Source organism: Pseudomonas sp. S2_A02 (assembly GCF_054668495.1).
Genome location: NZ_CP162776.1, coordinates 264,489 through 289,074, shown reverse-complemented (window position 1 = coordinate 289,074; position 24,586 = coordinate 264,489). Strand labels below are relative to the sequence as shown.

The following is a 24,586-nucleotide window of genomic DNA, read 5'->3' as shown; positions in this document are numbered from 1 at the left end:
GTCCCTAGCGTCGTGCCAACTCATGTCGGATGCATTGCTCGTAATACGTTTGCTTGATGCCGGCAGGCTTCAGGCGCGAGGGACTGTTATAGGTTTGTTCGGTAATCCCCATGGCCGTCATGCGCATCCACGGCCGAGGGAATTTGCGCGATTGCAGTTTCTTGCGTGCCCCGTAAAGCGTGAATCCGGAAAGCTTTGACGCTTGCGCGTCTGCGGCTATGTCCGAGCCCCAGCTGCAGACGAAACGACTGTTATTGCTCAGGTCCTTTGCCTGAACCTCAAGCGAAAGAGTCACCAGGACAAACGTTGCAGCCATCCATACCAAAGTCCGCATATCGCCAATGCCTAACCTTCTGAAAAGAAAGCAAGTTTGACAACCAAACGGACATTGGGGGGCCAGCAGTTCGCCTCATTCCCATGAGTTTTTTTCGGTCTCGATGGGTGCAGCAGATCCATCTTGAGGATGTCCGAAACTTTTTTGAGTTTTTGAGTGACCGTTGCAGTCTCTAGTTGAGAGCGTCGTGATTATCGACAGGTCATTCGCGGCGAACGCGCTGTCAGGCGGTGGAGGCAATCGATGTCCGACCTTGAGCATGTCACTCAGCCCTTTAATGCCAGGCTGGTGATGATCGGCTTTGGCTGTATCGGAAAAGGCGTGCTCCCGCTGCTATTGCGTCATCTTGAGCTTGAACCGCAGCGCCTGCTGATCCTCAGTCCCGATGAAGATGGACGCTTGCTCGCACAGAAATTCGGCGTCGCCCACCGAACCGAGAAACTGGATCAGAGCAATTACGAGGCGGTGCTGGAACCTCTCTTGAGCGCTGGCGACTTTCTGCTCAACCTCTCGGTGGGGGTATCGAGCCTGTCCCTGATTCAATTCGCCCAGCGTAAAGGCGTGCTGTATCTGGACACCTGTATCGAGCCGTGGGAAGGCGGTTATACCGACCCCGACAAATCCCTGTCCGAAAGATCCAACTATGCATTGAGAGAAGCGGCACTTCAGCTTCGAGCTGATAGCCCGCAAGGTCTGCCCACCGCTATCTTGACTCATGGGGCCAATCCGGGGCTGGTGTCCCACCTGGTCAAGCAGGCACTGATCAACCTCGCCCGGGATTTGGGTGACACAACGCCCCTGCCCGTTACTCGTGAAGAATGGGCGCAACTGGCCAGCCGGCTGAATATCCGCTGCATTCATATTGCCGAGCGCGATTCGCAGTATTCATCGCAACATAAAATCGCCGATGAGTTCGTCAATACCTGGTCAGTGGACGGTTTCATCAGTGAAGGTAGCCAACCGGCTGAATTGGGTTGGGGCAGCCACGAGAAAGTGCTTCCCGAGGATGGGTATTACCATGCCTTCGGGTGTCAGGCCGGGATCTACCTGCAACGCCCCGGCGCCTCCACGCCGGTTCGAACCTGGACACCCTCGACGGGGCCAACCCATGGGCTGCTCGTGACCCACAACGAAGCCCTGTCGATTGCCGATTACCTGACCCTGGGCCAGGAAGGCAGCCGATTTACCGGCCGACCGTCCACTATGCCTATCGGCCCTGTGACGATGCCCTGCTGTCGATGTATGAACTCGCCGAGCGCAACTGGAAACCCCAGACTGGCGAACGCCTGCTCAATGACGACATCGAGGGCGGCTGTGACGAACTCGGTATTCTGCTGATGGGGCATGCCAGAAACAGTTATTGGTATGGCTCGCGCTTATCGATCCACCAAGCACGGGCGCTGTGCCCCTGTAACAGCGCGACTAGCCTGCAAGTGACGGCGGGAGTGCTGGCCGGTGTGATCTGGGCCATTCGCAATCCTGAACGCGGCATCCTCGAGCCGGATGAATTGCCCTTCAGGGAGATTCTGCGGATTTGCATGCCCTACCTCGGGAATGTAGAAGGCATTTATTCCGACTGGACGCCGCTTACCGGACGTCACTCACTGATGCCCGAGCAGACCGATGAGTCCGATCCATGGCAATTCGTGAACGTCAGGATCACTTGAAGGCCTGACGTGGTTTGCTCCACGCCAGGCAACGGCTCAAATACCGGATCCGTTCTGAAATGAGTCGCCCGAATCGGACTCTCTCTGCCAGGCCCGGTGCAGAAGATCGATGACTTCTTCGTCCGATGTCTGCGAAAAATCCGTGTACCAATGTCCGATCGAAATCAGCCAATCGGGGATCAGCGGGCAAATCAGCTCGTCCACTTCGTCGCGCAACGCCTCTGCCGTCTCAAGCGGCGCCACCGGCACGGCAACGACGATGCGAGACGGCGTTTGCAGGCGCACAGCCTGTATCGCGGCCATCATCGTGGCACCTGTCGCCAGGCCATCATCGATCAGGATCACCACCTGATCCTTGAGCGCCACAGGTGCGCGTGATGCACGGTATACCCGCTCGCGACGCAACAATTCCTGCGTTTCCTTTGCAACCACGCCATCGAGCGTGCGTTGATCGATACCATTCGCCCGCAACGCGTCGTCATTGACGATTTGTATGCCGCCACTGGCAATTGCGCCCATGGCGAACTCCTGATGAGATGGCACCCCCAGTTTGCGCACTAGCATCAGGTCCAGGCGAACCTCCAGGGCCGTGGCCACTTCATAGGCAACCGGAACGCCGCCACGGGGTAAGGCGAGGACGATGACATCGGCTCTTTTTGCGTATTTAAGCAATGGCTCCACCAGGCCTCGGCCGGCATCAACCCGGTCATGCAAGATGGTTTGCAATGAAGGACTAGTCATTTGAAAACCTCCCTGGGGCGGAAGCCCCAAAAACGGGCGTTCGTTTGACGGCGCCCATCATTCCAACAGGGGCGTGCGCCCCTAGACCGCCAGAATGCTGCAAGGTACCTGGTACAGAATATGTTCCGTCGTGCTGCCAAGCAGCCGCTCCAGACCACGGTATTGAGCTCTGCCCATCACGATCACATCCACTTGATGCTCATCGGCGAATTCGCTCAGTACCGAGACCGGGTGCCCCACGATGAAATGCCGACAGTCAGCGGTCACACCGAACCGAGCGGCCAACTGCAGAAAAGACTTTTCCAGGTCGCTGCGCAACTCCCGGGTAAGCTCCGCGAGCGTCAGACCGCCGTCCATATCCGCCAGAAAGGCTGCCGAAATGTCACACGCGAACAGCAGATGCAACGCTGCATTGCACTGCAGCGCAAGGCTCGACGCCTGCAGGATGATCCGGTCATTGAGTTCACGGTTCGAAGGCTCGGTGTCTGACACGTCAACCGCGGCCACCACCTTCTGCGGCAAGGCATGGCACTCACCCCCCACCAGATAAACCGGGACCGGACAATGGCGCAACAAACGCCAATCCAGCGGCGTGAAGAATGCGCGCTTGAGCACGGGTTCATGCTGCACTTGCTTGATCAACAGATCGGGCTGCATTTGCGTGACGTGGTCAAGGATGTCCTGACGCATGTTATCGGCCCATGCGACTTCGGTCGTCACCTCGATTCCCCGGCCATGCATCTTTACCGCCTGTTCATCTAGCCAGTCGCGGTGCTCTTGCAGGTAGGTCGCCCGGGCCATTTTACGGTCGCCTTCTTCGAGCAGCGACAGAATGTCCAACGAGGGAATCAGGCCGGCAATGTGCAAGCTCGCCCCGCTGGCCTTGGCCAGGGCGGCGCCATGGTTTATCGCAGGAGAATGGCGCAGCAGCGGGTTGATGATCAGTAATAACCGTTGATACTGGCTCATGATCTGACTCCAGACAGGTTGATCCTCGACGCCGGCTCGAGAATCCAGCATCAGGCCCAGACTCCGCCCTTAAAGCCTCTTAAGCGTTGATTTATATCAATTCCTTGAATGAGGCATTGCAGGGGCCACTTGAAAAGAATAGTTCACAACGGTGCTGTGCAACTCGTGCCGGACGCATCCGCGATGGCCGTTCGCCTGAAAATCAGCGATCTGCTGGCCGCACCTCGCCCGCCGGTCGAGTGCTCCCACAGTTATTGCGATTAACCAACAGGCAATGATTGATCACCAGGTTTGGTTTGTGACTCGGGTATTCGTCATCCAGTCCCAACAACAAACAACTCCAACATGGCCCAAACAGCATGCACCCGCAAAGACTGATCCTGCACAACGAGTTGCACGCGCGTCCTTCTCTGTATTTCGACGAGCCCGCCCACGTGTTTCATCTGGCTTTTCTGGCGAATGACGGGCAGGGCGACACCCTGCTGAGTCGTTGCTGTCCCGGCCCGGTCGACCCGGATGCGGCGCAGGGCATCACCGAGTTGGAGGGCCATGCCTTGAAGTGGGAGCGGCACGCGGAATTCCTGACGCTGACGCTGGTGGTGCCCTCCTCCAGTCACGAGCCATGCTGGAGCCCGCCACCCAAAGCCTTGATGGACCGGGTCGAACCCTTCATGGAGCACGTGATCAACGCCGTGCAGATTGTGGTCCGCACTGATACGTCCTTTTCTGGCGATCTGTCTGTTTATGGATTCAAAGATCCTAGCGGCTCTTGCATCGGTGGTGGCGATGCGACGGTCTGGAGCGATTTTCGCCTGAGCGCCGATGGCACCAACCGTTTCCTGTTCGTTAACAAACGCCTGAATGCCTATCGCCTGGGACGGATGATCCGCCGCCTGCTGGAAATCGAAACCTACCGAATGATGGCGTCGCTTTCACTCATCACCGCGAAAGCCTTGAGCACTCAGCTCAACGTTTTCGACAAGACCCTGGTAAACCTCTCGGAACGTAACGCCGGCCCCGATACCGGTAATGCGAAGGCATTGTTGACCGACATTGCCAACCTGTCGGCGCAAGTGGTCAGCAGCAGCGCAAAAACCCGACACCGTTTTAGCGCCACCCAAGCCTATGCACAGCTGGTTTTCGAACGTCTGGGCGAACTGCGCGAAAGTCATGTGGGTGATTGCCAGCGACTGGGTATCTTCATCGAAAGACGCTTTAAACCCACGGTCAGATACTGCGCCGTCACTGAACAACGCCTGGAGCAACTGGCCGAAAGCGTGGCCAACCTCGGGGACTTGTTGCAGGCCCGTGTGCAGGTCGAAATGGAAGAACAGAACTCGGAAATCCTGAAAAGCCTGAACGCCCGTGCCGACACTCAAATCAAAATCCAGCGAGCCGTTGAAGGCTTGTCGATTATCGCCATCACCTATTACTTGTTGAGCCTGTTCAAGCTGTTCTACTCGGGGCTGCACGTCATGGGCGCGGACATTTCCGCGAGAGACGCCATGCTGGCCATGACCTCCGCTCGCGCTCTGCGTCCTGCTGTTTATTTTGATCAGAATCAGAAAAGCCAAAGAGCATTAATACGCGGCACAACAATCGACCGATTCCGAAGCTGACATCCGTGATGATCCGCTACGGATCCGGCTGGCCCGAACGAGGGCTAAAACTTCTCCAATGGATCCATTGAATCGTTAACAAACAGAATCAGTTTGACAAACACCCCACAAATCACCATTAATGGATCCACTAAATAACAAAAACAGCCTTGGAGAATCTCCATGTACCCCAAGAACACCTGGTACGTCGCCTGTACGCCCGATGAACTCGCCGACAAGCCGCTGGGCCGGCAGATCTGTGGTGAAAAGATGGTTTTTTATCGCGGTCACGAAGGCAAGGTGGCCGCTGTCGAGGACTTCTGCCCGCATCGCGGCGCACCGCTGTCTTTGGGCTACGTGGAAAATGGCAATCTGGTGTGCGGCTATCACGGCCTGGTGATGGGGTGCGACGGCAAGACCGTGGAAATGCCTGGGCAACGGGTTCGCGGCTTTCCGTGCAACAAGACATTCGCTGTGGTCGAGCGCTACGGATTTATCTGGGTCTGGCCTGGCGATCAGGCGTTGGCCGACCAGGCGCTGATCCATCATCTGGAATGGGCGGTCAGCGATGAGTGGGCCTATGGCGGTGGCCGGTTCCACATCCAGTGCGACTATCGCCTGATGATCGACAACCTGATGGACCTGACGCACGAAACCTACGTTCATGCGTCCAGCATCGGCCAAAAGGAAATCGACGAAGCACCGCCGGTGACCACGGTCGATGGCGACGAGGTGGTCACCGCCCGCCACATGGAAAACATCATGGCCCCGCCCTTCTGGCGCATGGCTCTGCGCGGCAACAACCTGGCCGACGATGTGCCAGTGGATCGCTGGCAGATCTGCCGCTTCACCCCGCCCAGTCATGTGCTGATCGAAGTCGGTGTGGCCCATGTCGGCAAAGGTGGTTATCACGCCCCCCAACAGTTCAAGGCGTCGAGCATCGTCGTCGACTTCATCACGCCGGAAACCGAAACCTCGATCTGGTACTTCTGGGGCATGGCGCGCAATTTCAACCCGCTGGATGAAGCCTTGACCGCGAGCATTCGCGAGGGTCAGGGGAAGATTTTCAGCGAGGACCTGGAGATGCTCGAACGCCAGCAACAGAACCTGCTCAGCCATCCCCAGCGCAACTTGCTCAAGCTCAATATCGACGCCGGTGGCGTGCAGTCGCGCCGTGTTCTGGAGCGCCTTCTCGCCCGGGAAAAAACACCGCAGGAGTCAATGGCATGATCGAGGTGCTGGTGGTATCGCGCAATGACGAAGCCCATGACATCTGCAGCTACGAGTTGGCCAATGTCGATGATCGGCCGCTACCGACCTTCAGCGCCGGCGCGCATATCGATGTGCACCTGCCTGGCGGATTGATCCGGCAATATTCCCTGTGTAACCACCCTGAAGAACGCCATCGCTACCTGATTGGCGTGCTCAAGGATCCGGTCTCTCGCGGTGGCTCACTGGCCATGCACGAACAAATCCACGCTGGCATGCGGCTGTCTATCAGTGAGCCGCGTAACCTGTTTCCGTTGGCGCATGAGGCCCAGCGCAGCCTGCTCTTCGCTGGCGGTATCGGCATTACTCCAATCCTCTGCATGGCCGAGCGTCTGGCCCACAGCGGCGCGGATTTCGAGTTGCACTACTGCGCCCGTTCGCGAGAGCGCGCGGCCTTTGTCGAACGCCTGCAACACTCGGCTTTTGCCGACCGGGTGTTCCTGCATTTCGATCAGGAGCCCGACACTGCGCTGGACGCGGCCAAGGTCCTGGCCACGCCACACAATGACGTTCATTTATATGTGTGTGGTCCCGGCGGTTTTATGCAGCATGTGCTGGACACGGCCAAGGCCAACGGCTGGCAGGAGCAATGCCTGCATCGCGAGTACTTCGCCGCCAACCCCGTCGACACTGGCGCCGATGGCAGTTTCTCGATCAAGGTCGCCAGCAGCGGCCAGGTCTTCGAGGTGCCGGCCGACAAGAGCGTGGTTCAGGTGTTGCAAAACCAGGGCATCGAGATCGCCATTTCCTGCGAACAGGGCATTTGTGGCACCTGCCTGACTCGGGTTCTGGAGGGCGTGCCGGAACACCGTGACCTGTTCCTCACCGAGGATGAACAGGCCTGCAACGACCAGTTCACTCCCTTGCTGCTCGCGCTCGAAAACGCCGCTGCTGGTGCTGGATATCTGAAAGAATCGCGCCTATTCCGAGCGGAGAATGACCTTCATCCGCTCTTCGGCCGTCGCCGAGCCGAAGATCTCGGCATAACGTAACGTGGCGTTGGCATGCTCGCGCATGATGGCTTCGGCACGTGCGCCCTGGCGGTTGACCAGGGCGTCAAACACCGAATGGTGTTGCATGTGAGCGTAGTTGAAGCGTCGGTATTCCCGGACCATGTCGTTGCGGTCCACTGCCAGGGCTGTTACCGAAGCAAAGGGCAAATGATCGTTGCGCGCCAGTGCATCGGCGATCGCCGGGTTGTGGCTGCCTTCGACAATCACTTCGTGAAAACGCATGTTGAGATCGTGATAGACCTCCAGGTCCTCGATGGTCACAAACCCCTTGTCGAACAGCTGATCACCTTGCATCAGACACTGTTCAAGGGTCGCCCGGGCCTCGTCCGATAGCCCGCGCTCGGCGGTCTGACGCGCTGCCAGGCCTTCGAGTACGCCCCGCACTTCAACCGCACCGGCAATGTCATCGGGGCTGACCGAACGCACCTGAAAACCGCGCCCGCCAAAACGCACCAGCAAGCCTTCCTGCTCCAGCGTGCGGAACGCCATTCGCACCGGCATTCGCGAAACACCGAACAGCTGCGCCGTGGGAATTTCCATCAAGCGCTCGCCAGCCGCCAGCTCGCCCGAGGCGATCATCTTGCGCAACGCGACCAGCACCGTTTGACCGGGCTTACTCATCCAGGCAACTTCCAGAAAGGTGGGGCTGCATAGTAACGCAAGGTTTGAAGGAGACGTTGGGGCGGATTGTGAGGTCGTTTAAAAAAAGCAAAAGATCGCAGCCTTCGGCAGCGCCTATGGGTTCGCGGTCAACCCCGATAATCGGGGTGTACACGGTCCCTGCAGGAGCTGCCGAAGGCTGCGATCTTTTGATTTTAGGCTTTGTTATCGCCCGGCACGCAAGATAGAACGCTCTTCGCCGCGATACAGCGCCTCGACCTTGTCGGCGCGCCACTGCAACACCGCGCGCTGGTTAATCGAGCCCTTGTCGGTGATTTCACCGCGGTCGATGGAGGCGGGTTCGTCGAGCAGCGCGATCCATTCCAGGCGGCTGGCATTCCCGGTGGCGTCGCGGTTGAGTCGTTGCAGCCAATCGCCGAACCACTGACGCACCGGCGCGCTGGCCAGGACCTCGGCATCGCTGGCGTGAGCACTCAAACCGGCCAGACGTCGGCATTCGTACAACCGAGGAAAGACCAGCGCCCCCAGGCACTCGCGGTCCGGCGCGGCCACCACCAAGTCCTGAACATAGGGCGAACCTTCGAGCACCGCGCGATTACGCAACGGGCCGACGCTGACAAATACACCGGAGCTCAGTTTGAAGTCCTCGGCGATGCGCCCGTCGAACATCAGCCCCAGTTGCGGATCGCGGGCGTCGGCCAGTTTCAACGCGTCGCCAGAGCAGTAGAAGCCCTGCTCGTCGAACACTTCAGCGGTCTGCTGTGGCGCACGCCAGTAACCCGGCATGATGTGCGGCCCGCGAAAACGCCCCTCCAGCTTGCCGTCCACCGGCACCAGCCGCACTTCGCAACCGGGTGCCGGCAGACCGATGTAGCCGGCCATGGACAATGGCCCGGTGGTGAACGTGCAGGACGGTGCCGCCTCGGTCATGCCGAGCCCGGCCATCATGCGAATGCGTTCGCCACAATGCTGTTCGGCGACCCGGTCCAGACGATCCCAAACCCGCTGGGACAAACCGGCGGCGGCGAAAAAGAATAGCTTCATGCGCGAGAAGAAACATTCGCGCAACTCACTGTCCTGCTCCAGTGCGTTGACCAGTTCTTCCCAGCCCTTGGGCACGGTGAGGTACGCGGTGGGCGATATCTCCTTGAGGTTGCGCAGAGTTTCAGCAAAACCCTGGACAGTCGGCTTGCCGTCGTCCAGGTAAAAGGTGCCGCCGTTGTACAGCACGATCCCGACGTTGTGACTGCCGCCGAAGGTGTGATTCCACGGCAGCCAGTCCACCAGCACCGGAGGTTCTTCGCCGAACACCGGGAAGGTCTGCAACAGCATCTGCTGGTTGGCGCAGAGCATGCGCTGGGTGGTGATCACTGCTTTGGGCAACTTGGTGGAACCTGAGGTAAACAGGAACTTGGCGATGGTGTCCGGCCCGGTAGCCGTGAAAGCGCAATCGGCCTCGGCACCGCCGGGTTGTTCCAGCAGGCTGGCATAGCTCGCCTGATTGCGGCCGGGAATTTGACCGCACACGGTGATCAGCGGCGTTTCGGCCGGCAGCACCGCATCGATCGCCCGCTGATAAGTCGCGGCGTCGCTGACGAACACCAAACCCGGTTGCAGCAGATTGCAGACATGCCGCAGCTTGGCGAAATCCTGGGACAACAACGAATAGGCAGGAGAAACCGGGCAATAAGGAATCCCGGCGTACATGGCGCCCAAGGCAATCTGCAAATGCTCGATGTCATTGCCCGAGAGGATCGCCAGCGGTCGCTCGGCCGAAAGCCCATAATTGAGCAGGCGTTGGGCAATGGCGCGGACGCTGGCCAGCATCTCGGCGTAACTCACCCGGCGCCAGTCACCGCCGTTCTGGCGAGCGGCGATGAAGGTCTGTTGCGGGCGCACATGGGCCCAATGCACCAGGCGATCCAGCAAACGTACAGGCAACTTGGCCAAGGGTTCCAGGGAGCGCATATGCAGGATGCCCTGCTCTTCGCTGACCTCGACCGCAGGATGACCGATGGACACCTGGCGATAGCGTGGCGCGTTAGCTTCGGTCTGGGGTGGCGATCTGAATTCGGAACTCACGTGCTTGTTCTCCATCAAGGCATACCACCGGCTCGCAGAAATGCGTTCAACCAGGGCATGGCAGCAGCCTCTTTATTGTTATGTCTGCCTGCACGCGGGCAGCGATTGCTCTCAAGCGTTCGCTCGCCCGACGGTGCGGCGGATGCTCAGATCGGGTAGTGCCGCGGTCCGTTCTGCAAGGTCACCCAGCGTAACTGGGTGAAATGCTCGATGGACGCCTTGCCGCCAAAACTGCCATAGCCGCTGGACTTGACCCCGCCGAAGGGCATCTGCGCCTCATCGTGCACGGTCGGGCCGTTGATATGGCAGATGCCCGACTCGACCCGCTGGGCCAGGGCCAGCGCGCGGCCGGTGTCGCGGCTGAAAATCGCCGCCGACAGACCGAACTCGGAATCGTTGGCCAGGCGCAACAGGGCTTCATCGCCCTCGCCGCGCAACACCACCGCCACCGGGCCGAAGGACTCTTCGCGGTACAGGCGCATGACATCGGTGACGCCGTCGAGCAAGGTCGGCTGCAGAATGCTGCCCTCCAGTTGGCCACCGGTGACCAGGGTGGCACCCTTGTCGAGGGCATCGTCGATCAACAGTTTGATGCGTTCACCGGCGCTGCTGTCAACCAGTGAACCGAGCACCGAACCTTCGTTGTTGGGGTTGCCGGCGGGCAAGGTGGCGATCTTCGCCGCGAGTTTGACGACAAAGGCATCGGCCACTTTGGCATCGACGATCAGGCGCTCGGTAGACATGCAGATCTGCCCCTGATTAAAGAAGGCGCCGAAGGCCGCAGCCTCCACCGCTGCGTCCAGGTCGGCATCCTCCAACACCAGGAACGGCGCCTTGCCTCCCAGTTCCAGCAACGCCGGTTTGAGATGACGTGCCGACAGTTCACCGACGATGCGCCCGACATGGGTCGAGCCGGTGAAGTTGACCCGACGCACCGCCGGATTGGCGATTAGCCGCTCGACAATCGCCGCGGCATCCTGGGGCGCGTTGCTGATGACGTTGACCACGCCATCACCGAGGCCGGCGTCTTGCAACACCTGACCGATCAGCCGGTGTACCGCCGGGCTCAGTTCCGACGCCTTGAGCACCACGGTATTGCCGCAGGCCAACGGCATGGCGATGGCGCGGGTGGCGAGGATCACCGGGGCGTTCCAGGGCGCGATGCCCAGCACCACGCCGCAGGGTTGACGCAAGGCCATGGCGAAGCTGCCGGGAACATCGGAGGGAATGATTTCGCCGGTGATCTGGGTGGTCATGCACGCGGCTTCGCGCAGCATGTTAGACGCCAGATGCACATTGAAACCGTACCAGTTAGCCATGGCGCCGGTCTCGCCGGCCGCCGCGATGAATTCCGCACTGCGGGCCTGCAACTGTTCGGCCGCACGCAGCAACCGGGTGCGTCGTTCATTGGGGGTCAGGGCCGCCCAAGAGGGGAATGCCGCTTTGGCTGCAGCCACGGCGGCGTCAGCATCTTCCAGGGTGGCGGCGGCAACCCGCGACACGACTTCGCCGGTCACCGGATTGCGCCGTTCGAAGGTTCGTCCGTCTCGGGCGGGGCACGACTGGCCGCCGATCAGCAGGGGCACGTCCAGCATGGTGATTCCTCTTTATTGTCTTTATCGGGAATACTTCGAGGGGCTCACAGTAGCGCCTGGGCGCCGGGGCGCCGGGGCGCCGGGGCGCCGGGGCGAACAGCTGGCGGACGCTCGATCGCCCGGCCAGCTCGCCTTGATTTCAACGCCGGGGTTCAGCGTTTGTAAGCCTGCAAACCGGGCTTGATGCTCTTGTCGTCAAGGAATTGCTTCATGCCTTGCTCGCGACCACCTTCGGTGTCCAGCAGGCGCGACTGATCGAGCTTGGCGTACAGGTAATCTTCGTTCTGTTCCCAGGTCAGTTCGCGGCAACGCTTGAAGCCGTGCTTGGCCGCCCGCAGCACCACCGGGTTTTTCTCCAGCAGGTTACGCGCCAGCTCGATCGTCACTTCACGCAGTTGCGCCAAGGGTACGCTCTCATTGACCAGGCCCATCTCGGCGGCTTTCTGCCCGCCAAAGGTCTTGCCGGTCATGATGTAGTACAGCGACTGGCGATGGCCCACGGTGTCGGCCATCGCTTTGCTCACCAGATTGCCCGGCGGAATGCCCCAGTTGATTTCCGACAGGCCGAAGGTCGCTTCATCGGCGCAGATCGCCAGGTCGCAGGCCACCAGCGGGCTGAAACCGCCACCGAAGCACCAGCCGTTGACCATGGCGATGGTTGGCTTGGCGTACATGCGCAGCAGTTTCCATTGCCATTGAGAAGCTTCGCGGCGAATTTTTTCCTGAAGGATTTCCGGGCCGGCGTCCACTTCGCGGAAGTATTCCTTGAGGTCCATGCCGGCTGTCCAGGCATCGCCCGCACCGGTCAGCACCAGCACACCGGCGTCCGGATCTTGCTCCAGGGTTTCCAGAACGTCGATCATTTCGCGGTTCAATGTCGGGCTCATGGCGTTGCGTTTTTCCGGGCGATTGAGGATGACCCAGGCAATGCCTTCCTCGATTTCCACTTTGACCGTTGTCCAGCGACCTTCGTAATTGCTCATGGCATTGCTCTCTTGTTCTTGGCTTGACGATGAGCAAAAAATAAACCTCAAATACCGTTATGTCAATTAATCATTAACATTATTAACCTTTTTTTGCCATTGCGAAAAATCACATTTCTCAGCCTTTACGAAACGCCGCCGGAGCCATCGCCCGCCAATCCCGGCGAGCTGGATAGCCCTTCTTAACCATTGGTTCCTTGCGGCCATAGAAACGCCGCAGTTGGTGTCGTCGCTGAACAAGAACAAAAACCGCGCCTGGCAGTGCTTGTCCTCTCCAATCCGGTTGAACGCTTGTACGGATTTTACCCAGCCATGATGTGACCCTGCTCAAAGCTCAGAAGCAGATCGCCGCCCAAAGTGACCTCCATTCCGCTTCCTCTCTGGGCAGCCAGGGATTTGAATAGATACTGCAACTTTTGAAGAATGTTTAATTCTGGCCTTTGAAGGGGGGGCACCATTTGGAATACGGGGAGAGAAATATATTCGATTGAATTCTTAGCCCATAGGAAGCCAAATTCGAAATGCATAACTCTGCTCCAGAAAAATAACCATTTAGAAAGGCGGATGAATACAATGAACACAGTTCCGACCCTCCAAATTCCAAATGATGACTCCCCACCCGCGCTCGCTCGCGTGCTGGAATATAGACATATTAGATTGATTGCCATCGGCGGCGCGATTGGTGCTGGACTCTTCCTGGGATCCGGACATGCCATTGCCAAAGCCGGGCCTGCACTGGTGGTCGCCTACGCACTCGCTGGTATATTCATTTTTGTCGTTATGAGGGCTCTCGGCGAGATTCTGCTTTCCAATCCTGGTTGTCGCTCACTGTCAGACCTTGCGGATGAAATGCTCGGGCCTTGGGCGGGTTATATAACAGGCTGGTCTTATTGGATGAACTGGATACTCGTAGGTATTGCGGAGCTTACCGCAATCGGGTTGCTTGTTCACACTCTCTATCCCGCCCTCCCACAATGGGCTCCAGCACTCACAACCCTCGTTTTGCTTTCAACATTCAACTATCTCAGCGTAAAAAACTTTGGTGAAGTTGAATTCTGGATGGCTATTATTAAAGTCATCACCATTGCATGTCTAATTCTCGTTGGCATCTATCTGATCGCAACCAACATTGGCAATCCAACCGGACCTTCAGTATCAAATTTATGGCAGCACGGCGGCTTCTTCGCTGCGGGTTACCAATCCTTCCTCTTGGCGCTTCCAATCGCTGCGTTTTCATTCGGGGGTATGGAAATCATTGGACTTTTAGCCGCAGAGACCAAAGACCTTAAAAAGACGCTTCCTAAATCCATCAACGGCGTCCTATTGCGCATCGCAATTTTCTATATGGGGTCACTGGCAATTGTCATGTGCCTGTTCCCCTGGAACCAGATTGATCCAAATCAAAGTCCGTTTGTTCTCGCCTTTACAGCTGTGGGCCTTCAAGACGCAGCAAATATCATTATGATCGTTGTGATCACTTCAATTGCGTCTTCATGCAACAGCGGCCTATATGCAACCAGTCGCTCCCTTTTTTCCCTTGCGGTAAAAGGGCACGCCCCCAAAGCAATGCTAGAGCTTAGTAACCGCAATGTTCCCACAGTCGCCCTTTCAGTTTCTATTGCCTGCATGCTGATAGGCGTGGCACTGAATATTTTCTTCCCAAACGATTTATTTGGTTATTTGATGGCGGGGATTTTGCTATTACTCCTCTGGATTTGGACAGTGATACTTGTTGCGCACATTAAACATCGACGTCACTTCAAGGGGGAAAAGTCGTCACTCATGTTTAAGCTTCCTGGCTACCCAGCTGTAAATTACATTTGCTTAAGTTTTATTGTTCTATTAGGGGCTCTGGTCATCATCGATCCAGAAACCCGAATCGCAGGGGTTGTGTTCTCGATCTGGATGGCCGGACTGACCATCGCGTTTCTCTGGAAACCCAAGGTCGATTATAAATTTAAAAGGGCGGCTAACAAAACGGCAGCTTGAAGGCACAGCGGCCTACTGGCCGCTTTTCTATACTTGAGATTGAAGCAGGTTGATCAGCTTCACAATCGCTGAATTATCGCTATATTTTTCAGAGCAACATGCATAGTATTTCTTTCCGCTAGGGACAATCAAACTAAACGGCATCACCAAGCGCTTCGTGTTTAACCTTTCCGCCGCCATAACAGGATCTCCTATTACAACCCCCATGGATGCCTCCGCTGCTGACATTGCAAGATCAAGGGTATCGAATACTATTGTTTGAACCGACACATCTGTTTCAGTTTTGCTACACGCTAGCCATGTAGCCCACTCGCTTCCTGACTTAGATGCATGCAATAAGTTCTGATCTCGTAATGACAAGCCATTTTCAATAATGCCTGCCATTACTGCGCGAGAGCACATAGGCGTCAGAAGCTCAGGGAAAAGCTCAGTAGAAACGAGTCCTTTTGCTTGAATATTGTCCCTCTTGATGACGACTTCCAATTCGCTTTCATTGAACGATGTCAAATCCTGATACGTGCTGTTAATTTGCAGCTTTTGGTCGCCAAGCTCACCTTTGATACTTTCGATTCTAGGCAGCAGCCATCTAAGCGTGAATGTAGAAGGCGCAGATATTGTAATCGGCTTGAGCAAGGGTTGATCCTGACGCTCATACTTCTCTATCAACTCAAGTAAGTCCTGTGAAACCGTCAGAAACCGTACGCCCTGCTTCGTCAACTTAAGTCCCTCTACGGAGCGCTCAAAAAGTGTCACACCGTAATGCTCTTCAAGTTGCTTAATCTGTTTACTAATGGCCCCCTGCGATCTGTGGAGCAGCATCGAAGCTTTATTAATACTCTTCAGCTCGGCACATATCACGAACGACTGGATCGCCACGAGACTTGGCAACGACTTAAATATTCTTGATTTCATAGGCCACCGTTTCCAAAACGATATACCCCCTATCAACTATTTTACATTGCCTGAGATAGAGAGCCTTCGTATCATGAACACTCAACCAAGAGGAACAAATTATGAACCCTGCAAATGCCAGTCTCTTCAATACTAAAATTGACCTGACGACCAAAGTAGCTGTATATATTACGGAGCTGGAAAAGTGCACCCCAGAGACAATCTGCCCACTTTTTACTGAGGACGCAGATATCTACTCTCCATTTCTTGGCTGGATGAAGCCTAGCCCATTTTTTTTGAAACTACAAGAAGCTTCGGGGCCCAGCACTATCACCCTGATCGATATTTGTGTAAGCTCTAAAGGCCAGTTACGCGCTACTGGTTACTTTAATTATGACTGGGTGTTGGGCGACGGATCTAAGGTTCCCTTCGAGTGCGTTGATGTTTTCGAGTTCAATGAAGTTGGCCTCATCACGAAAATGATCATTGTTTACGACACACACCCTATTCGTGAAACGGTGGGTGATAAGTACGCACATAATTAATTAGATCCTGCATACGGGAAAGTGCAATTCCATGAGCCCGAGATTCGAGAGATGATTGATGCTCTGGAAACCTGGAGCAGGACTCTTCAGCGAGCCTCGTAGTTGCTCATGGTGATGCTCTCTTGTTCTTGGCTTGAAGATGAACAAAAATCAAACCCCTATTAGCTATATAAATTAACTATTAAGGACATTAGCCAAATATTGCTCGTCCCGAAAACAGGCGCAACGCCCAGAGATCTGAAAGAGGTCATGGCTATCCCCGGCCAACCTCGGCAAACTAGATAGTCTTCTTAACCGCCAGCTGAGGATTCACCCTGCAATGGCCAAGTCTTCCAAGATTGCCGCCGCCCCCGAGGCCCCTGCCGACAGTGCCGAAACCCAGGCGCCGGTGGATTCCGCCCTGGACGATCTGATCGGTTACGCCATGCGCCGGGCGCAGCTGAAACTGTTCCAGAACCTGATCGGCCGGCTCTCGGCCCACGACTTGCGCCCGGCCCAGTTCTCGGCCCTGGCGATCATCGACCAGAACCCCGGGCTGATGCAGGCTGACCTAGCCAAGGCCTTGACCATCGAGCCGCCGCAAGTGGTGCCACTGCTGAACAAACTGGAAAGCCGGGCATTGGCGGTGCGGGTGCGCTGCAAACCGGACAAGCGCTCCTATGGGATTTTTCTCAGCAAGACCGGCGAGGCCCTGCTCAAGGAGCTGAAACTGATCGCTGCCGAGAGCGACATGGATGCAACGTCCAACCTCGACAGCCAGGAACGCGAAGAATTGCTCAGGCTGCTGAAGAAGGTCTATCAGGCCTGAAACGCCAACGCCGGCGCGCTCCTGGGGAACGGCCGGCACACATCTCTTTAACTACAGAGATTCACTGCCGGAGATTGGTGTGGGGGAGTACATATCCATTTCTGCGGTAACGGCCGCTTAGGGTTCCGCCCTTACGGCGGGTCACTTTCGAAAAGCGCGAAAGTAACCAAAGCGCTTTTTGCCCCGCCATTCGGTGCCTCGCCTAGGCTCGGCATGCCATAACGAAGGCATTGCTCCGGGGGTCCGCCGCCATCGGCCATCCATGGCCGGGGGCGGCTACCACGGCATCCTTGCCGCGGTGCCCCCTTCGCAATACCTGCGTTCGGCCTTTAGGAAAGGGGCGGCAGATCAAGAGCCAAAGCCAAAGCAACGGCAAGATCAACAGCATCGCGAGCAGGCTCGCTCCCACAATTGGATTGGGGACATTCGGGGAAGATGGGCCGGCTGACAGGCCGCCATCGCAGGCAAGCCAGCTCCCACAATGTGAGTGGCGTACGGCTGCGCTGTTCACCACTCAACAGGCCGAGCGTTAGCTCGCCTGCAACTTTTGATCTTGACGCACCGCCCCCTCGAGAGGCTTCGTTCCGGTTCTGCGCAGTGGGCAATCCGGCATGGATGCCGGGTTAGCCGCGCACGGCCAGGGATGGCCGATCGCGGCGGGCCCACGGAGCAGGACCGGAGCGAGGGCATGCCGAGCCTAAGCGAGGCACCGAACGACAGGGGCAGAAGCCCTTTGGTTACTTTGGGGCTTTTCCAAAGTGACTCGCTGTAAAAGCGAAACCGCCAGCCGCCGTGACCGCAGAAACGGATGTGTACACCCGCAAAATCTTCAAGATGTGTAGAAAAAGGCTTACCAGATCGGCACGGTGTAGAGCACCAGAAAGCGAGTCTGGTTTTCATCGCGAAACGCCGCGCCGACGGGGAAGTCATTGCGATAGATCGACTTGCGCGCCATCAGCCCGACGTTCTTCAGCGGGCCACTCTGGATCACATACCCCAGTTCCATTTGAAACTCCCGCTCCTTGCGGTCGGCGGCATTCAGCGCCGTCAGCTCTATATGGTCACCGCGCACATAACGTAGTCGGCTCTTCAGGCCTGGCACCCCGACGGCAGCGAAGTCATAGTCGTACATCGCTTGCCAGGTCCGCTCCTTGGCATTGAGGAAGTCCGAGCTCATGGTCAGCTCGCTCATGCCCATCAACTCGGTGCCCGACACATAGGGCGTCGCCGTGTCGCCACTGGCGTGCATATAGCCCAGGCTCAGGCGATGGCCGCCAAAGCGATAGCCGAACAGCGCCGACAAATTGCGATTGTCCACCTTGCCGGCCTTGGCGCTGCCATCTTCGTCGCTGAAAAAACTGCGCAGATCGGTGGTCAGCGTGCCCTCGCCCACCTGCAGATTGTGCAGCAAGGCCAGGGTGTTCTGCTGGTACAGGTCCGCCACTTCGGCGTGATAGGCACGCAGACTGAGGTCTTTGTTCACCTGATAATCGCCGCCGACATAGGTCATGTGCGATGAGGTGGCCGCGCCATTGAAACGCCGGTTCGGCGAGGCGATGCTCATCGGCTGGTAGTCAGTGGAATCACGCTTGTTGATGCGATCGATGTAGCCGGTGTTGAGGGTCAGCCCATCGATGTCCTTTGAGCTGAGGGTGGTGCCGCGAAAAGTCTGCGGTAGCAGCCGCGACGGGCTGGCGAAAGCGAACGGCAGGAAGATCGACACGTCGCCGCTCTTCACCGTGGTCTGGGCAAAACGCATCTTGGCGGTCATGGCCAGGCGCGAATATTCGTCCGCTGCGCGCTTGTCGCTGCTGGACACCGGCAGCAACTCGGTGCCGCTACGGTCCGGCGACGAGTCCAGCTTCACCCCCATCAACCCGCGGGCATCCAGGCCGAAGCCGACAGTCCCCGGGGTAAAGCCCGACTCCACATTCATGATGAAACCCTGCGCCCATTCCCTGGTCGTTGTTTTCGCCCCGTCATCCTTGTAGTCGCGATCCAGGTAGTAATTGCGCAAGGTCAAGGTACCGTGGCTGTCGTCGATGATGCCTTCGGCCAGCGCCGGGGTGGCAATCACACTCAAACCCAACAGGACCAGGCCAGGTGCGCGAACAGGTAAGGTTGAAGTCGCCGCAAGGGCGTTCCAAGGGAGCGTTGGCATGTTCGATGTCCACTTATTGTTGTTGTTTTTTGAACGGGATCGCCAAGGTTGTTCCAGGGATCTCAGGTCAGAGAATGGAAACAGCCGAGGGGTGGCGTCAATCCACAATGACCGATAACCGAACATTAATATTATTATCTATTTATTAGATAAATCTTAATCAATGCTTCATGACATTGATTTTACTGAGATTGATGCCATTTTTTGACCAAAAACCTCGACCATTCATTTTTTAGTTATCTTTGTTAATCTTAATTCCAGCCTGTCATCGCTTGAGGCGAACAGGCTCACGCTCACCCGTCAGCACACCCACAAAAACAATAATGAGGTTCGCCATGGACACCCCATCACGTCGTACGACGCTGACCATCGCCCTGTGTTTTATCGTTGCATTGATTGAAGGCTTCGACCTGCAAGCTGCCGGCACTGCCGCCGCGGGCCTGCGCCAGACCTTTGCCCTGGACCCGAAAATGATGGGTTGGGTGTTCAGTGCCGGCATCATCGGCTTGCTGCCGGGCGCCTTCTTCGGCGGCTGGATTGCCGATCGCATCGGTCGCAAGAAAATCCTCATCGGCGCCGTGTTGCTGTTCGGCGTGTTCTCGCTCAGCACTGCCTACGTCAGCACGTTCTCCAGCCTACTGTTGGCGCGCTTCATGACCGGCCTGGGCCTGGGCGCCGCCCTGCCCAACCTGATCGCCTTGTGTGCCGAAGCCGTGGGTGAGCAACGCCGAGGTACTGCCATCAGCATCATGTATGCCGGCGTGCCGTTGGGTGGAGCACTGGCGGCGGTGGTCGCCATGCTGTTCACCGATCATTGGCAGGCGACTTTCATCATCGGCGGTCTCGCGCCGTTGCTGGTGGTGCCGCTGATGATCCTGTTGCTGCCCGAGTCCAGCGCCTTTCGCCAGCAACAAGGGACTGTCAATGTGGTGCGCGCTTCAACCGGCCAGGCACTATTCGGCGAAGGCCGGGCTCGCGTCACCCTGGCGCTGTGGCTGAGCTACTTCTTCACCCTGACCGTGATGTACATGTTGCTCAACTGGCTACCGTCACTGCTGCTGGAACAGGGTTTCAGCAAACCCCAGGCTGGCTTGGTGCAGATGCTGTTCAATATCGGCGGCGCCCTCGGCTCCCTGCTCGGCGGGCTGCTGCTGGATCGCTGCAACGGCATCAAGGTTGTACTGTTTGTCTATACCGGGTTGCTGGTGGCGCTGGCCGGGGTCGGACTGTCGGTGGGCATTGTTCCTATGGGCATCGCCGGGTTTGCCGCAGGGTTGTTTGTGATGGCTGCGCAACTGGTGCTTTACGCCCTGGCACCGCCGTCATACCCGACTTCGGTGCGTGCCACCGGCGTCGGCGCGGCAGTGGCCATCGGTCGCCTGGGATCAGTCGCCGGACCCTTGGCCGCGGGGCAGATTCTGGCAGCCGGAGCCGGCACCACCGGGGTATTGCTGGCGACCTCCCCCGGGTTGGTGATTGCAGCACTGACCATCATCAGCGTGATTGCCCGTTCGGCCCCACTGACTGTATCGATGGAAAAGGCCAAAGCCTGAGTCCCGTCAGTTAAAACTCGACACCTGTGGGAGCGGGCTTGCTCGCGAAGACGGCGGCACAGGCAACATTGATGTCGTCTGACACTCCGCCTTCGCGAGCAAGCCCGCTCCCACAGGGGCCGGCGTGCCGAACCTTTCAGCCCTCCTTGACCCACTGCACAAGCACACTCGCCTCAGGCTTTTTTGCAAAGACCTTCTGCGGCAGCAGCATCCAGGCCAGAGCCGGCAGCAGGATCAAGGCGCCAAGCATGTTCACCAGGAACATGAAGGCCAGCAGGATGCCCATGTCGGCCTGGAATTTGATCGGCGAGAAGGCCCAGGTCGATACCGCGACCGCCAGTGTCATGCCGGTCAGCAGAACCACTTTGCCGGTGAACAACAGCGCCTGGTAATAGGCTTGGGCCAGAGTGTCACCGGCACGCATTCGCGCCAGGATCACGCTCAACACATAGAGCGCGTAGTCGATGCCGATACCCACCCCGAGCGCGATCACCGGCAGTGTCGCCACTTTTACGCCCATGCCCAGCCCCACCATCAGCGCCTCGCATAGAATCGAGGTGAGCATCAGCGGCAGCATCGCGCAAAGGGTTGCGCGCCAGCTACGGAAGGTCAGCAGGCATAGCAGGCTGACCGCACCGTAGACCCAGAACAGCATCTCGTGCATGGATTTTTTCACCACGATATTGGTCGCGGCTTCGATCCCGGCGCTGCCGGCGGCCAGCATGAATTTGACCTCTGGCACCTGATGCGCAGCGATGAAGGCCTCGCTCGCCTCCACCACCCGATTCAGGGTATCGGCCTTGTGATCGGACAGGTAAACGTACAGCGACAGCATCGAACAGCCCTGATTGAACAGTTCCCGCGGTGCTCGGGTCTGCACGGCGCCCAGCGCGCCGTCATTGGGGATCAGCTCATACCACTTGAAGTTGCCTTCGTTGTAACCGGCCGTGGCGATCTTGCTCATTGCCGCCATTGAAGTGGTCGACTCCACGCCAGGCAATTGCTCCAGTTGCCAGGCCAACGCGTCCACGGCGGACAGGCTGGCGTAGCGCGTGCACTGATCTTCCGGCGTCTTGATCATGACCACGAAAATATCCGAACTGGCCGCATAGTTTTGCGTCATGAACAGTGCGTCGCGGTTGTAGCGCGAGTCGGCGCGCAACTCCGGGGCGCCGGGATCGAGATCGCCGATCTTCAGGTTCAGGCTCACGGCAAAACCGAACGCTGCCAGCAGCAGGCCGCCCAGCATCGCGCCGATGGCCCAACGCCGCTGGGTGAACAGATCGAGTACACGCCACAAGGGATGCTTGGTTTGTGCTTGCAGCTCGGCGGTTTCGGAACTCAGGCTGCGTTGCGCCGCTGCTGGGCTGACGCCGATATAGCTGAGCAGGATCGGCAGCAGAATCAGATTGGTGAAAATCAGTACCGCCACGCCGAGGCTGGCGGTGATCGCCAGGTCCTGAATCACTCGGATATTGATCAGCAGCAACACGGCGAAGCCCACCGCATCGCAGAGCAAAGCGGTCATGCCGGCGGCGAACAGTCGGCGAAACGTATAACGCGCGGCCACCACCCGATGGGTGCCACGACCAACGTCCTGCATGATGCCGTTCATCTTCTGCGCGCCATGGCTCATGCCGATGGCAAACACCAGAAACGGCACCAGCGCCGAATACGGGTCCAGCTCATACCCAAGTATCGCGAGCAGGCCCATCTGCCAAAGCACGGCCACCAACGAACAAGTCACCACCACCAGGGTGCTGCGCGCGCAGCGGGTGTAACCGTAAAGCACCACCACGGTCACCAACACCGCCATCACGAAGAACAACAGGACCTGGGTCAGCCCCTCGATCAGATCGCCGACGATTTTGGTGAAACCGGTGATGTGGATTCGCAGTTCATCGGTCTGGTACTTGTCCCGCAGCGCCTCCAACTGCCGGGAGAACTCACCGTAGTCCAGGGCTTTGCCGGTCTGCGGACTGACTTCGAGCAACGGCACGAAGATCACGCTGGACTTGAAGTTGCCGGCGACCAATTGGCCGACCTCGCCGGAACGACCGACGTTGGTTCGCACCTGCTCGATACTGGTCGCCGAACCATCGTAATCGTCGGGGATCACAGTGCCGCCATCGAGGCCCTCCTCGGTCACTGAGGTCCAGCGCGTGGTCGGGGTCCATAACGATTTCATGTAAGGCCGATCGACACCCGGCAGCAGATACAGCTCGTCGTTGAGCCTGGCCAGGGTGTCGAGGTAATCCTTGGTGAAGATGCTGCCCTGTTTGACCTCCACAGCGATTCGCAACGAGGTTGCCCAGACCGCTCAACTCGCTGCGGTTCTCCAGGAAGTTGGCGACATAGGGGTGCCCCGTAGGGATGGTCTTCTCATAGCTGGCGTTGATACCGATGCGCGTGGCTTGCCAGCCGAGCACCAGCGTCACCAGCAGACACAGCAGGATCACCAGCGGTCGATGGTTGAAGATCATTCTCTCGGCGAAGTTGCCCGACGCCTGGTCGAAGTCTTCCAGGCGGCCGATCACGGTTTGGGTTTTGTCGTCTTTCAAGTCTGACTCCTGTTGCACGGGCTATGGCCCGATAGCGCTACACCGTGAAGTTTCAAGGTTTGACGGAGGCTCGCGGATCCTGGTCGGTGGCCACGCCACTCAAACCGACGCTGGCCAGACCGCCGTCGGCTGTCTGTTGCACGGCAGCGACCGTCCCGCCGCTACGGCTGTGGCGCTTGTCGAAGCTGCGCCCCTGATCATGGCTGAACAAAAGTTCACCGCTCTGGCTGGCCAACAGCAGGCTGCCGTCACGCAGCTCGATGGCTGACGCCAGTGTTGATTCGATGCCGGTGTCGAGGCGTCGCCAACTGCTGCCACGGTCCTCGGACCACCAGGCGTTGCCGCGCAATCCATAGGCAATCAACGCTCCGCCGCGGGTGCCGAGCAGACCGAAAAAGCTGCCTTCATAAGGTGATTTCAGAGGCTGGAACGAATGCCCGGCATCGGTCGAACGCAACAGCAAACCGCGCTCCCCCACCAGCAGCAGGTCGTTACCCGAAGCGCGGATGCCATACAGGTTCAGGCCCTGCGGATTGTCCACATGCTGCATCCACGGCTGCCAGCTTCGCCCGCCGTCGTCGGTGCGGTAGATCTGGTTGTAGGCGCCAACGATGTAGCCATGCAGGCGGTCACGGAAGTACAGGTCGAGAAATGGTTTATCCGGCCCGTCGTCGAGCATCTGTCGTGCTTGCGCAAGGTTGCTGGCGCCACCCGGTTGGTCGGCATCGCGCTCCGCGGCCTGCACCGCCAGCGCGGCGGCACGTTCGCCGTCGAGTTGCCTGCGCCAGGTTTCACCACCGTCCTCGGTGTGCAACACCACACCCAGATGACCGACCGCCCAGCCCTGCTCGGCATCGACGAATTGCACCGCGGTCAGGCTGACGCTGACCGGCACACGGGCCTGGCGCCAACTCACTCCAGAGTCATCCGAGAGCAGCACGATGCCACGCTCGCCGACCGCCACCAGCCGCTCGCCAGCCCGGGCCAACCCAAGCAATACCGCGCGCGCGGCCTTGGCGGTTGGCAGTGCGGGCTGCTGCAGTACCGCGAACGTCGCGGCCTGCGCAGTCATGGATGCGCTCGCCAACAGGCACAACACCAGGGCGCAGACGCTCCATCGCAGACCAAAACTCGCAAAGATTTTTACAATGTTCATGTCTTTATTCCGCCCGGAAAATTGCTGGCGACCGCGACGAGCTTCTCGCC

General features: G+C 58.1%; 18 protein-coding genes and 2 pseudogenes. 9 read left to right on the top strand and 11 right to left on the bottom strand.

All coding sequences use genetic code 11. From position 1 onward, the window contains the following. Nucleotides 1-4: 4 nt before the first annotated feature. Nucleotides 5-334: a hypothetical protein gene (locus tag AB4O41_RS01130; protein WP_367375505.1), complete on the bottom strand. Its 330-nt coding sequence runs from the start codon at nucleotides 332-334 to the stop codon at nucleotides 5-7. 243 nt (nucleotides 335-577) lie between these two features. Between AB4O41_RS01130 and AB4O41_RS01125 the strand changes: the two genes are divergently transcribed. Then, nucleotides 578-1,672, top strand: coding sequence for a saccharopine dehydrogenase NADP-binding domain-containing protein (locus AB4O41_RS01125; RefSeq protein ID WP_460145838.1), 1,095 nt, complete (start codon nucleotides 578-580; stop codon nucleotides 1,670-1,672). After that, nucleotides 1,573-2,001, top strand: a complete 429-nt coding sequence (locus tag AB4O41_RS01120) for a hypothetical protein (RefSeq protein ID WP_460145837.1) — start codon at nucleotides 1,573-1,575, stop codon at nucleotides 1,999-2,001. The genes AB4O41_RS01125 and AB4O41_RS01120 overlap by 100 nt, the downstream gene beginning before the upstream one ends. A 36-nt stretch (nucleotides 2,002-2,037) precedes the next feature. Here AB4O41_RS01120 and AB4O41_RS01115 read toward each other — a convergent pair whose 3' ends face one another. Both AB4O41_RS01115 and AB4O41_RS01110 read right to left on the bottom strand, forming a co-directional pair. Continuing rightward, on the bottom strand, nucleotides 2,038-2,742 hold the full coding sequence (locus AB4O41_RS01115) for a phosphoribosyltransferase (protein ID WP_460145836.1): 705 nt from the start codon (nucleotides 2,740-2,742) through the stop codon (nucleotides 2,038-2,040). 81 nt (nucleotides 2,743-2,823) lie between these two features. Further along, a complete protein-coding gene (locus AB4O41_RS01110; protein WP_460148241.1) occupies nucleotides 2,824-3,711 on the bottom strand; it encodes a universal stress protein in 888 nt (295 codons plus the stop codon). 359 nt (nucleotides 3,712-4,070) lie between these two features. Between AB4O41_RS01110 and AB4O41_RS01105 the strand changes: the two genes are divergently transcribed. From AB4O41_RS01105 to AB4O41_RS01095, 3 genes and pseudogenes are all read left to right on the top strand, one after another. After that, entirely contained in the window at nucleotides 4,071-5,330 is a 1,260-nt protein-coding gene (locus AB4O41_RS01105) for a DUF3422 domain-containing protein (RefSeq protein WP_460145835.1), read from the top strand. A 162-nt stretch (nucleotides 5,331-5,492) separates the two neighbouring features. Continuing rightward, nucleotides 5,493-6,539 (top strand): Rieske 2Fe-2S domain-containing protein, encoded by a 1,047-nt coding sequence (locus AB4O41_RS01100; RefSeq protein ID WP_460145834.1) that lies wholly within the window; start codon nucleotides 5,493-5,495, stop codon nucleotides 6,537-6,539. Beyond that, a pseudogene (locus AB4O41_RS01095) lies at nucleotides 6,536-7,487 on the top strand (PDR/VanB family oxidoreductase). Before AB4O41_RS01100 ends, AB4O41_RS01095 begins: the two are co-directional and overlap by 4 nt. 11 nt (nucleotides 7,488-7,498) lie before the next feature. On the opposite strand, the gene AB4O41_RS01090 reads toward AB4O41_RS01095, so the two are convergent. From AB4O41_RS01090 to AB4O41_RS01075, 4 genes are all read right to left on the bottom strand, one after another. Beyond that, nucleotides 7,499-8,212 carry a GntR family transcriptional regulator gene (locus AB4O41_RS01090; protein ID WP_038983134.1) on the bottom strand — a complete coding sequence of 238 codons (714 nt, stop codon included), beginning with the start codon at nucleotides 8,210-8,212 and terminating at the stop codon, nucleotides 7,499-7,501. Nucleotides 8,213-8,416: 204 nt separating this feature from the next. Continuing rightward, the gene (locus AB4O41_RS01085) at nucleotides 8,417-10,294 is read right to left on the bottom strand and encodes a feruloyl-CoA synthase (protein ID WP_460145833.1); all 1,878 of its coding nucleotides are present in this window, start codon (nucleotides 10,292-10,294) and stop codon (nucleotides 8,417-8,419) included. Nucleotides 10,295-10,440: 146 nt separating this feature from the next. Continuing rightward, nucleotides 10,441-11,889: an aldehyde dehydrogenase gene (locus tag AB4O41_RS01080; protein WP_460145832.1), complete on the bottom strand. Its 1,449-nt coding sequence runs from the start codon at nucleotides 11,887-11,889 to the stop codon at nucleotides 10,441-10,443. A gap of 152 nt (nucleotides 11,890-12,041) precedes the next feature. Beyond that, nucleotides 12,042-12,872, bottom strand: coding sequence for a p-hydroxycinnamoyl CoA hydratase/lyase (locus tag AB4O41_RS01075; RefSeq protein WP_008012977.1), 831 nt, complete (start codon nucleotides 12,870-12,872; stop codon nucleotides 12,042-12,044). Between the two features lie 573 nt (nucleotides 12,873-13,445). Between AB4O41_RS01075 and AB4O41_RS01070 the strand changes: the two genes are divergently transcribed. Further along, on the top strand, nucleotides 13,446-14,861 hold the full coding sequence (locus AB4O41_RS01070) for an amino acid permease (protein ID WP_460145831.1): 1,416 nt from the start codon (nucleotides 13,446-13,448) through the stop codon (nucleotides 14,859-14,861). A gap of 27 nt (nucleotides 14,862-14,888) precedes the next feature. On the opposite strand, the gene AB4O41_RS01065 is transcribed toward AB4O41_RS01070, so the two are convergent. Beyond that, a complete protein-coding gene (locus AB4O41_RS01065) occupies nucleotides 14,889-15,773 on the bottom strand; it encodes a LysR family transcriptional regulator (RefSeq protein WP_460145830.1) in 885 nt (294 codons plus the stop codon). Nucleotides 15,774-15,874: 101 nt separating this feature from the next. On the opposite strand from AB4O41_RS01065, the gene AB4O41_RS01060 reads away from it, so the two are divergent. Both AB4O41_RS01060 and AB4O41_RS01055 read left to right on the top strand, forming a co-directional pair. Further along, nucleotides 15,875-16,297 carry a nuclear transport factor 2 family protein gene (locus AB4O41_RS01060; RefSeq protein WP_460145829.1) on the top strand — a complete coding sequence of 141 codons (423 nt, stop codon included), beginning with the start codon at nucleotides 15,875-15,877 and terminating at the stop codon, nucleotides 16,295-16,297. A 319-nt stretch (nucleotides 16,298-16,616) separates the two neighbouring features. Beyond that, complete coding sequence (locus tag AB4O41_RS01055) at nucleotides 16,617-17,105, top strand: MarR family winged helix-turn-helix transcriptional regulator (RefSeq protein ID WP_460145828.1); 489 nt, start codon at nucleotides 16,617-16,619, stop codon at nucleotides 17,103-17,105. 850 nt (nucleotides 17,106-17,955) lie between these two features. Here AB4O41_RS01055 and AB4O41_RS01050 read toward each other — a convergent pair. Continuing rightward, on the bottom strand, nucleotides 17,956-19,266 hold the full coding sequence (locus AB4O41_RS01050) for an OprD family porin (RefSeq protein WP_460145827.1): 1,311 nt from the start codon (nucleotides 19,264-19,266) through the stop codon (nucleotides 17,956-17,958). Between the two features lie 335 nt (nucleotides 19,267-19,601). On the opposite strand from AB4O41_RS01050, the gene mhpT reads away from it, so the two are divergent. After that, complete coding sequence (mhpT, locus tag AB4O41_RS01045) at nucleotides 19,602-20,819, top strand: 3-(3-hydroxy-phenyl)propionate transporter MhpT (protein WP_052963803.1); 1,218 nt, start codon at nucleotides 19,602-19,604, stop codon at nucleotides 20,817-20,819. Nucleotides 20,820-20,955: 136 nt separating this feature from the next. Here mhpT and AB4O41_RS01040 read toward each other — a convergent pair. Next, nucleotides 20,956-23,302 (bottom strand): annotated as a pseudogene (locus AB4O41_RS01040) (efflux RND transporter permease subunit). Between the two features lie 130 nt (nucleotides 23,303-23,432). Continuing rightward, nucleotides 23,433-24,536, bottom strand: a complete 1,104-nt coding sequence (locus AB4O41_RS01035) for a WD40/YVTN/BNR-like repeat-containing protein (protein WP_460145826.1) — start codon at nucleotides 24,534-24,536, stop codon at nucleotides 23,433-23,435. Nucleotides 24,537-24,586 lie beyond the last annotated feature (50 nt).

Excerpts from the sequence above, each read along its gene's own strand:
- AB4O41_RS01130 (WP_367375505.1), bottom strand. The coding sequence starts at position 334 with ATGCGGACTTTGGTATGGATGGCTGCAACGTTTGTCCTGGTGACTCTT.
- AB4O41_RS01125 (WP_460145838.1), top strand. The coding sequence starts at position 578 with ATGTCCGACCTTGAGCATGTCACTCAGCCCTTTAATGCCAGGCTGGTG.
- AB4O41_RS01120 (WP_460145837.1), top strand. The coding sequence starts at position 1,573 with ATGTATGAACTCGCCGAGCGCAACTGGAAACCCCAGACTGGCGAACGC.
- AB4O41_RS01115 (WP_460145836.1), bottom strand. The coding sequence starts at position 2,742 with ATGACTAGTCCTTCATTGCAAACCATCTTGCATGACCGGGTTGATGCC.
- AB4O41_RS01110 (WP_460148241.1), bottom strand. The coding sequence starts at position 3,711 with ATGAGCCAGTATCAACGGTTATTACTGATCATCAACCCGCTGCTGCGC.
- AB4O41_RS01105 (WP_460145835.1), top strand. The coding sequence starts at position 4,071 with ATGCACCCGCAAAGACTGATCCTGCACAACGAGTTGCACGCGCGTCCT.
- AB4O41_RS01100 (WP_460145834.1), top strand. The coding sequence starts at position 5,493 with ATGTACCCCAAGAACACCTGGTACGTCGCCTGTACGCCCGATGAACTC.
- AB4O41_RS01090 (WP_038983134.1), bottom strand. The coding sequence starts at position 8,212 with ATGAGTAAGCCCGGTCAAACGGTGCTGGTCGCGTTGCGCAAGATGATC.
- AB4O41_RS01080 (WP_460145832.1), bottom strand. The coding sequence starts at position 11,889 with ATGCTGGACGTGCCCCTGCTGATCGGCGGCCAGTCGTGCCCCGCCCGA.
- AB4O41_RS01075 (WP_008012977.1), bottom strand. The coding sequence starts at position 12,872 with ATGAGCAATTACGAAGGTCGCTGGACAACGGTCAAAGTGGAAATCGAG.
- AB4O41_RS01070 (WP_460145831.1), top strand. The coding sequence starts at position 13,446 with ATGAACACAGTTCCGACCCTCCAAATTCCAAATGATGACTCCCCACCC.
- AB4O41_RS01065 (WP_460145830.1), bottom strand. The coding sequence starts at position 15,773 with ATGAAATCAAGAATATTTAAGTCGTTGCCAAGTCTCGTGGCGATCCAG.
- AB4O41_RS01060 (WP_460145829.1), top strand. The coding sequence starts at position 15,875 with ATGAACCCTGCAAATGCCAGTCTCTTCAATACTAAAATTGACCTGACG.
- AB4O41_RS01055 (WP_460145828.1), top strand. The coding sequence starts at position 16,617 with ATGGCCAAGTCTTCCAAGATTGCCGCCGCCCCCGAGGCCCCTGCCGAC.
- AB4O41_RS01050 (WP_460145827.1), bottom strand. The coding sequence starts at position 19,266 with ATGCCAACGCTCCCTTGGAACGCCCTTGCGGCGACTTCAACCTTACCT.
- mhpT (WP_052963803.1), top strand. The coding sequence starts at position 19,602 with ATGGACACCCCATCACGTCGTACGACGCTGACCATCGCCCTGTGTTTT.
- AB4O41_RS01035 (WP_460145826.1), bottom strand. The coding sequence starts at position 24,536 with ATGAACATTGTAAAAATCTTTGCGAGTTTTGGTCTGCGATGGAGCGTC.